The 6316-nt window shown below is 42.0% G+C and carries 5 protein-coding genes and 1 pseudogene; 1 reads left to right on the top strand and 5 read right to left on the bottom strand.

Annotation, left to right across the window (positions count from 1 at the left end):
• Positions 1-21: 21 nt before the first annotated feature.
• Positions 22-2016 (top strand): right-handed parallel beta-helix repeat-containing protein, encoded by a 1995-nt coding sequence (locus tag FWJ59_RS07165; RefSeq protein ID WP_414481267.1) that lies wholly within the window; start codon positions 22-24, stop codon positions 2014-2016.
• 505 nt (positions 2017-2521) lie between these two features.
• On the opposite strand, the gene FWJ59_RS07160 is transcribed toward FWJ59_RS07165, so the two are convergent.
• The 5 genes and pseudogenes from FWJ59_RS07160 to FWJ59_RS07140 form a co-directional block, all read right to left on the bottom strand.
• Positions 2522-3286, bottom strand: a complete 765-nt coding sequence (locus FWJ59_RS07160) for an ABC transporter permease (protein ID WP_414481266.1) — start codon at positions 3284-3286, stop codon at positions 2522-2524.
• A complete protein-coding gene (locus FWJ59_RS07155) occupies positions 3283-4200 on the bottom strand; it encodes an ATP-binding cassette domain-containing protein (protein WP_414481265.1) in 918 nt (305 codons plus the stop codon). Before FWJ59_RS07155 ends, FWJ59_RS07160 begins: the two co-directional genes overlap by 4 nt.
• Positions 4201-4407: a PLD nuclease N-terminal domain-containing protein gene (locus FWJ59_RS07150; RefSeq protein WP_414481264.1), complete on the bottom strand. Its 207-nt coding sequence runs from the start codon at positions 4405-4407 to the stop codon at positions 4201-4203.
• A 58-nt stretch (positions 4408-4465) separates the two neighbouring features.
• Positions 4466-5572 (bottom strand): helix-turn-helix domain-containing protein, encoded by a 1107-nt coding sequence (locus FWJ59_RS07145; RefSeq protein WP_414481263.1) that lies wholly within the window; start codon positions 5570-5572, stop codon positions 4466-4468.
• A 558-nt stretch (positions 5573-6130) separates the two neighbouring features.
• Positions 6131-6316 (bottom strand): annotated as a pseudogene (locus tag FWJ59_RS07140) (hypothetical protein); the annotation flags it as partial.

Here is a 6316-nt window from a genome sequence, read left to right as displayed (position 1 = left end):
CAAATAAAGGGGGATTTTGTCATGAAATATTATGTAGACGTAAATGCCGAGAGGGACGGTGACGGTTCCAAGGAAAGGCCATTTAAACGCATCAACGATGCTGCAAAGGTGGCGCTTCCCGGAGATGAAATATTGGTTGCTCCTGGGATTTACCGGGAGTATGTAGACCCGGTTCATTCCGGCACTGAAGATGCCCGTATCACTTATACTAGTATTGTACCTCTCGGTGCTGTGATTACCGGAGCAGAACAGGTAAAAACTTGGAAGCATTACGAAGGAAATGTTTGGGTATGCCGCATCCCAAACAGCTTCTTCGGCGATTACAATCCCTATACTACCTTTGTATTTGGAGACTGGTATTTCGCTAGGCCACTTAAACACACTGGCTGCGTTTTCTTAAATGACAAAGCGATGTATGAGGCCTCCACTTTGGAAGAATGTCTCAAAGGCGAAGTTTATGAGTACAGCTGGGTACCAGAAGAATCCATTTATAAGTGGTATACAGAACAGGACCCAGAAACCGATGAGACAATCATTTATGCCAATTTCCAAGGGCTGAATCCAAATGAGGAAAATGTTGAGATCACCGTACGCCGCAGGTGCTTTATGCCATCTAAGCCAGGCGTCAGCTATATCACCGTCAGAGGATTCAAGATCGATAAAGCAGCTACCACCTGGGCACCGCCAGCAGCCTTTCAAGACGGCATGATCGGCCCTCACTGGAGCAAGGGATGGATTATAGAAGACTGCGAAATTTCAAACAGCAGGTGTGCCGGCATTTCTCTGGGCAAATACTATGATCCTGACAACGACCATTATTTCACAAAGAAGCACGTAAAAAGTCCTACACAGATGGAACGCGACGCGGTTTGCCGCGGCCAATATCACGGTTGGCTGAAAGAAAAAGTCGGCAGCCATATAATTCGCCGCTGCAATATCCACCACTGTGAACAGGGCGGCATTATTGGCAGGATGGGCGGTGCATTCAGCATCATTGAGGACAACCATATCCACCATATAAATAATATGCAAGAGCTGGGCGGTGCAGAAATTGCCGGGATAAAATTGCATGCGGCCATCGATGTGATCATACGCCGCAACCATATCCACCATTGCACAATGGGGATCTGGTGCGACTGGGAAGCACAGGGCACGCGCATTACACAGAACCTGCTCCATGATAACCAGCGGCCGCCGCATGTCAAAAAGCTTGAGGGAAATATGGATTCTCAAGATATATTTGTAGAAGTCAGCCATGGTCCAACGCTGATCGATAACAATATACTGCTTTCAGAGGTCAGCCTTCGCTTTGCGACCCAAGGCGTGGCTTTAGTCCACAACCTTATCTGCGGTGCATTTACTTCAGTTGGCAGGGGAACCGGTTGGCGTTACACGCCATACCACATACCGCACCGTACGGAAGTGATGGGCTGGATGACCATCCTTCACGGCGACAACCGTTTCTACAACAACATATTTGTCCAGAAGTGGCCAGCTGAAGACCATGAAAGCCATAACGATCATGACTCACAACAGACCATCCGGGAAAACAAGCAGGTTGGCACGCACGTTTTTGACGAGTACCCAACCTACGATGAATGGATTGCCCAGTTCGATTTTTCCAAGCCTCCAAACATGAGAGCTTTAGAACCTGTACACTTTGGTCATTTGCCGATCTGGAGTGAAGGAAATGCATACCTAAACGGCGCTAAACCATGGAAAAAAGAAGTGAATTACCTGCTGGTTGAAAAAGGCGATGGGGAGATTAAGGTCGAACTGGTGGAAAGGGACGGTCACTATTATCTGGTCACAAATATATTCGATTACATAAAAGATTTCAACGTACGGATGATCAACACTCAGGTGCTCGGCAAAGCGTTCGAACCGGAACAATACTTTGAAAACCCGGATGGAACGCCGATACGCTTTGATACAGACTACTTTGGAAATCATCGTGGTCTGCAAGTCATCCCGGGTCCCTTTGCATCGCCTTCTAACGAGATTAAAGTATTATAATCATCGATACAAGCGTTATATGTAACAAATAAGTGGACGTCTCATCTCCGGGATATTAACGAAAAAGCTTTATCAATGCCGGAGGGAGACGTCCTTTTTATCATGCGCGTCCTTAGCACTACTTACCCCACGCACAAAAGTATAAGTAAATGTTTTCAAAGTGTCGGCCAGCCAATTGGAATACTATCAGTCAATATTTGTGCATCTTGGATTATCTAGTTTTTGTTTAGTTGAGTCATGTTTATAATTTCCATTTGAAATCCTCCCATTCTTAAATTTTAGCATGAAATCAAATTAACATGGAGGACTTCGCGCTTTAACCTGATCCGCCCTGTCTCCTCAACCTATACGTTATCTATGCCCCATTCCTTATACCCTTCAAATCACCTAATACAATTGTCCCTACCATTCAGATATGCCTGATATGCAGTCCAAAACTGCTGGTATGCGGAAATATATCAACGGTTCTTTTGCTATCTTCTGTATAACCAAGGTATGCAGCCACTTACAATTGCTTTCTTCGAAATATCGTTACCGAAAGTGACACAAAGATCAATGAAAGCAGACAGGAAATTAGGATAGCACTGTAAAGTGAAGATACCTCTATGGAATTCATTATTAATCCCATATTATCAGTCGCTAATGAAATAGGGTTATACCTATGCATCGCAGGTACGATGTCCATAATCATGCAGGCAAGCACGGCAACTAGCGTTATGAGCAGGCATCCATAATTACTTTTTGTTAAGGTGGCTGAAAATATTAACACTGCCAGTAAAAACAAGCCAAACAGCCATAGGCAAAACACAGAAAATAGTAGATTTGATGTTTCATCCTTTGGGAAGAGGTACACCGTGTAACCGTAGGTTAGCCCGAAGCACAGAGCAATACTTGCCGTCCAAACTAGAACCATACAGGTGTATTTTGAAAGAATGACCGCTGTTCTGGACAATCCTTTTGTCAGCAAATTGATAAGCGTTCCCTTTGAGAGTTCGGAAGATAAAACGCCACTGAATATAATCACCGTTACGATCAGTCCCATTTGCGTTGCGTTTTTGAAAAACTGCTCCCAGGCATCGTAGGCGGTCGGCTCCGGTAATGTTATGATAACACCGTCGGTTGCAAGGCTTCCAAGAATTTCGGGCAGCAATTTTGCTATAAGGGGATTAGTGATTCCGAAAATAGCAAAGACCACCAGCATAATGAGTAGTTTATAAGTTTTTGTGTATTCAAATATCTCCTTCTTCAAAAATACCAAATAACCTCTCACCGAACCACCTCCATAAACAAAGTTTCCAGAGTTGGTTCCATAACTTCGAACTTCAACGGCACAAGACGCTTTTGCGATAACACACTCAGTAGAAAATGACCATCCATATTGCGATCGGTCAGAAACACCCTCACGGTGGTTCCATCACGTGACAGGCTTATTGACGGCTGTTTCAGCTCTTCCGCATTTTCAAAAAGCGAAGCATCTTTTTCATTCTCGAATTCAAGTATAAATCCGTTATACCTGTGACGCTTTTTTATTTCGGAAAGTGTACCGCATAGCGCAAGCTTTCCATCATGCAATACCGCAATATGGTCGCATATCCTTTCAACATCCGACAGAATATGGGTCGAAAAGACGATTGTTGTTTTCCCTTTGGCTGCAAGCAGAATATCCAGTATTTCCTTCCTGCCAATTGGATCGAGCGCTGATGTTGGCTCATCACAGATCAGGAGTTTTGGCTCATTCAGCAAGGCCTGAGCAATACCTAGGCGCTGCTTCATCCCTCTGGAAAACTGGCCAATTTTCCTTTTTTCGTCTTTTAATCCCACAAGTTCCAGTAATTCCTCGCTCCTCGATTTAATTTTGTTTTTCGGAAGGCCGGTTATCTCACCGCACAGCTTCAAATATTCCATTGGATTCATGTATCCATAAAATTCCGGAACGTCGGGCACAAAGCCTATGTTACGGTTAGTTTTTGTTTCGCCATAGGTAACTTTTTCGCCGCATACGGTTACTGATCCGCTGTCCGCCTTCAATAATCCAAGGATAATTTTCATTGTTGTCGTTTTGCCTGCGCCATTCTGCCCGACAAAACCAAATATAGAATGCTCGGGCACATCCATATCCAATCCCTTCAACACCTCATGGTGCCCAAAGCGTTTATAAAGCTGTTTAATTTCCAGGATACCCATCTAATCCTCACCCTTACCTAATGCAAAGTATAAGATCGGGCCGACAAAGTGTATGAACATAACGACCAAAACCCACATCACCTTATTCCCGAAACGGTAATGAGGATGGCGCAGCACATGAATAAGTGCGGTAATACTAAGTGCAAACTGTAAGATAACCAACGGAATAAGAAATGGCAAATATTCTTTTAGCATAGACAAATCCATTGTACACTCCTCCATTAATGATATCTTGATTTCTTCACTTTCATGATGAGTCCCGTTCCTAACAGTTATTTTTTAGTTTTTCCACAATATTCCTAAAACGGCTTTCATCAGCCAATACTGTAAAGGCAGGGTTATTTATGATTCCGTCGACCATGCTCTTGCGTATAACTTTTTCATCCCTGGGAAGGACATTTCCTAAGTCGAATTCCTCAATCCACTGATCTATTAGATAAAAATATTCATCTCCTTTTAACTCTAATGGATAAATATCCCCGGTGACAAGCTCCGTATATTTTCCGAGAATTTCCAGGGCTCTTTCTTTATTTCCAAGCATAGTGTATCCCTGGGCAGCAACGAGATAGAGCTTAATGAGCAACGACGGATGAAGCCTTTTTAAGTCAAAAGCATCGGCAATGTCATTTGCACGTCTAAATGTTTTATCAAACTGTTCGGGGTTATCAGTACAAAGCATGAGATAATCCGTTAACGCTCCAAAGAGATTAACCATATGCTGATATATAGCAACTTGTGATATCAATTTGGCTTCTTTTGATTTGCCAACCATTTGATATGCTGACGCAAGCAACGTTTCGGTGGAAATGATTTTATGGTTCCTTCCTTCCAGCAGTTCGATTACTTCGGTCGGATTCCCCATTAGCAAGGCGCAATACGCTTCCATATATAAGGCAAGTTGAACAAGCTCTGCATCTTCACTTTCCGTTTTTACCCTAATAAACAACTCTTTGGCTTCTGAAAGCACAGAAAGGGCCTTTTCCTTGTCTCCTGCTTCCATACAGTTGTTTACAAGCAGTAGTCCGATATGGAATAACAAAGAAAAGCAGGAGAAATACTTTTTAACAATATCACGGCAAGAATTCAATACTCCATCAAATGGTTTGGAAGCAAAATCGGCGGATAATTTCACATACAGTTTACGAATATCCTCTTTGCTCATCTGAGGTTCATAGCCCATGAGCTCATCAATGCTTATATTAAAAAATGTCGCAAGCTGCGGAAGAAAAGTAATATCAGGATAGCTCTGGCCAGTTTCCCATTTAGAAACCGCAGCCTTAGATACGCCAAGGTAATTTGCGAGTTCCTCCTGCGTCAACCCCTTTTCGCGTCGCTTTTTAGCAATCATTCTGGCAATATTGATTTCTTTCATGTTCATCACCCTCACTTTTATTATATAACTAATAAAATGATACTCAATGGATTTACGGTAAATCTAAGATAATTAAATTAACCGTAGGTAAACTTTTTATCTGTTAACTCAACCCTATTACTTTTAGGCCAGTTGATTTGTTGCCGTAAATAATAAAAATAGGGTTCCTCAACAACCCTTGACATCAATGTTATGTTGATTTCTGAACCAGTCCAACCGGCTGAGTGAAATAAATGAACCAAATATGCATGATTAGCCAATGATACCATATATTTACTGATAATATCAAGGTCAAAATATTTATGACCCAAATTGCGCTAATTGTGAGGATACATAAATACAATTCTGCAACCCCATTAAAATCAAGGCTTGTGCTCTTGACATTAGTATTACACATTCAGCAAATGTATTGTTCTGAACTTTTTATCAAGTAAAATACAAGATGCTGACATTCAATATATTTTATTTTCCTTCTCTAACTTCGTTAATTGCAAGTTAAAATGAAACACTTTTTCTCTGTTAAAGCTAATCGTCCACTTATGTTTTTCGATTTACTTATTAAACTTTATATATTCCCTCCCCTAGGGGAGGGAACGGCTTTTTACAATTCTCACACTCCTCAACCACTTCCCTAAAGCTCTTCCCATTCAAAACTCTCCTCGGGTAATTATTTATCCATCCCCGTATCTTTAAAATGTCCTCTATACTGTATTCAGCTATAGTACTTCCCTTTGGAATGAATCG

Origin of the sequence: Caldicoprobacter sp. (genome assembly GCF_047459465.1) — a bacterium.
Classification (GTDB): Bacteria; Bacillota; Clostridia; order Caldicoprobacterales; family Caldicoprobacteraceae; genus Caldicoprobacter.
This window is presented reverse-complemented; position numbering and strand designations above follow the sequence as displayed.

Bases quoted from the DNA above. Each gene is read 5' to 3' on its own strand.
- FWJ59_RS07165 (WP_414481267.1), top strand. From the start codon at position 22: ATGAAATATTATGTAGACGTAAATGCCGAGAGGGACGGTGACGGTTCC.
- FWJ59_RS07155 (WP_414481265.1), bottom strand. From the start codon at position 4,200: ATGGGTATCCTGGAAATTAAACAGCTTTATAAACGCTTTGGGCACCAT.
- FWJ59_RS07150 (WP_414481264.1), bottom strand. From the start codon at position 4,407: ATGGATTTGTCTATGCTAAAAGAATATTTGCCATTTCTTATTCCGTTG.
- FWJ59_RS07145 (WP_414481263.1), bottom strand. From the start codon at position 5,572: ATGAAAGAAATCAATATTGCCAGAATGATTGCTAAAAAGCGACGCGAA.